This window comes from Rhizobacter sp. P1_G5 (genome assembly GCF_056405435.1).
Map to the genome: position 1 here is coordinate 1 of NZ_JBFUCB010000872.1, position 1,921 is coordinate 1,921.

The following is a 1,921-nucleotide window of genomic DNA, read 5'->3' on the forward strand; positions in this document are numbered from 1 at the left end:
GTCTCGGGCGAGTGCTCACCCGGCAGTCCCCGGAATCGAACCGGGATGACGGCGCTTCTCACCGGCAGAGGTTCGGGGGAGCGGCTGGGTGGGTAGGATGTCGCATGACCCGACCGACACCCCCGCAGACCGTCCTCGTCACCGGCTTCGAGCCGTTCGGCGGCGAAACGATCAACCCTTCATGGGAGGCGGCGCATGCGTTGGATGGCGAACGCCTCGGCGGCGCGGTGTTCGYGGCCCGTCGCCTGCCCTGCGTGGTCGACGACGCCGGCCCGGTGCTGATCGATGCGATCGAGGAGCTGAACCCGGCCCTGGTGCTGTGCCTGGGCCTGGCCGGCGGGCGCACCGATGTGTCGATCGAGCGTGTGGCGATCAACATCGTCGATGCGCGCATCCCGGACAACGCCGGCCGGCAGCCGGTCGACGAGCCGGTGGTGGAGGGCGCACCGGCTGCGTACTTCTCGACGCTGCCGATCAAGGCGATGCTGCGTGCGCTGCACGACGGCGGCATCCCGGCGTCGATCTCGTCGACGGCCGGCACCTACGTCTGCAATGCGGTGTTCTACGCGCTGTCGCACTACATCGCCACCGAGCGCCCGGCGCTGCGCGGCGGCTTCATCCACGTGCCGTGGCTGCCGGCGATGGCGATACGGCATGCGTCGGCGCCGAGCCTCGCGCTCGACACGCTGCTGCGGGCGGTGCGCGTGATGGCCGGCACGGCGCTCGGCGTCGAGCGGGACATCCGCCTCGCAGCGGGCAACACACACTGAAGAACGCGCCCTGATCAGGGCGGCAGCATGCCCTTGCTGCGCAGCGCCTGCCGGCCTTCTTCGCTGGCCAGGCTCTTCAGGAACTCGCTCGCCGCCGCCCGGTGCGTGCTGGCCGCGCCCAGCGCGCCGGCATAGGTGGTGTAGTTCTGGATCTCGGGCGGCAGCATCCCGACCAGGTCGACGCCGGCCACCGGCAGCAGCTCGCTGACCTGCTGGATCGCCAGGTCGGCCTCGCCGCTGACCAGCTTCTCGGCCGACAGCCCGCCGGCCACCAGCACCGCCTTCGGCCGCACCACCTGCGCGATGCCGAGTTTCTCGAACAGGCCGTCGAGGTAGATGCCGCTGGTGCCGCCCGACGCGGGATCGATGTAGGCGATCTTGCGCACGTCGATCAGCGCGTGCCTGAACTCCTCGACCGTGCCGATCGCCGGCTTCGGCGCGCCGGCCTTCACCGCGACGCCGATCCCCACCTTGGCGAGCGGTGCGATGCTGTCGGGCAGTACCTTGCCGTCCCTGGCGAGCGGCTGCAGCGCCGCCGGCGTCAGCACCAGCAGGTCGAAGGCCTCGCCGCCGGCCACGCGCTTCGCGAGTGCACCGGCGGTGTCGTTCGCGACCTCGACCTTGTGGCCGGTGCGCGCCTCGAAGGCCGGCACCATCGCGACGACGACCTGCTTGAACGCGCCGCTGGTCAGCACCTTCACGGTGTCGGCGGTGGCCGGGGCGGCGCCGAATGCGAGCAGCACCAGCGCGATGGATGAGAGGGACCGGTGCATCGCAAGACCTCCTGGAAGACGGCGAGGTTCGCAGTTTGCACGGATCTGTGCCCCCGTCCGTGTGACGACCTGTGTTCCTCAGCGCGCCGGTCGCTTGACCACGGCGCCCGCCTTGCACGCCGCGGCGTCGAACTGCGTCGTGCCGGCCGCGCCCGGGCCGCCGCCGAAGCCCGCGGCCGGTGTCCATTCGTTGACCAGCGGGTAGCCGCTCGCGCCGAGGTCGGCCACGCGGATCGCGGTCAGCCTGGCCTGCCACTTCGAGCCGAACGGCGTGTTGAACAGCTGCAGCTTCGCCAGCCCGCCGTGGCCGGTCGGCAGGTTGACGGCGTAGGTGCCGAAGTTGTCGCCGCTCAGCACGTCCTTCGCGCTCGGCCGCAC

The 1,921-nt window shown here is 71.3% G+C and carries 3 protein-coding genes; 1 reads left to right on the forward strand and 2 read right to left on the reverse strand.

Annotation, left to right across the window (positions count from 1 at the left end; all coding sequences use genetic code 11):
- Window positions 1–104 precede the first annotated feature (104 nt).
- A complete protein-coding gene (gene pcp / locus AC1D12_RS32150) occupies window positions 105–770 on the forward strand; it encodes a pyroglutamyl-peptidase I (protein WP_477845212.1) in 666 nt (221 codons plus the stop codon).
- A 14-nt stretch (window positions 771–784) separates the two neighbouring features.
- On the opposite strand, the gene AC1D12_RS32155 is transcribed toward pcp, so the two are convergent.
- Window positions 785–1,543: a substrate-binding domain-containing protein gene (locus AC1D12_RS32155; RefSeq protein WP_477845213.1), complete on the reverse strand. Its 759-nt coding sequence runs from the start codon at window positions 1,541–1,543 to the stop codon at window positions 785–787.
- A gap of 78 nt (window positions 1,544–1,621) precedes the next feature.
- The coding region (locus tag AC1D12_RS32160) for a hypothetical protein (protein WP_477845214.1) at window positions 1,622–1,921 on the reverse strand (300 nt) is incomplete at its 5' end.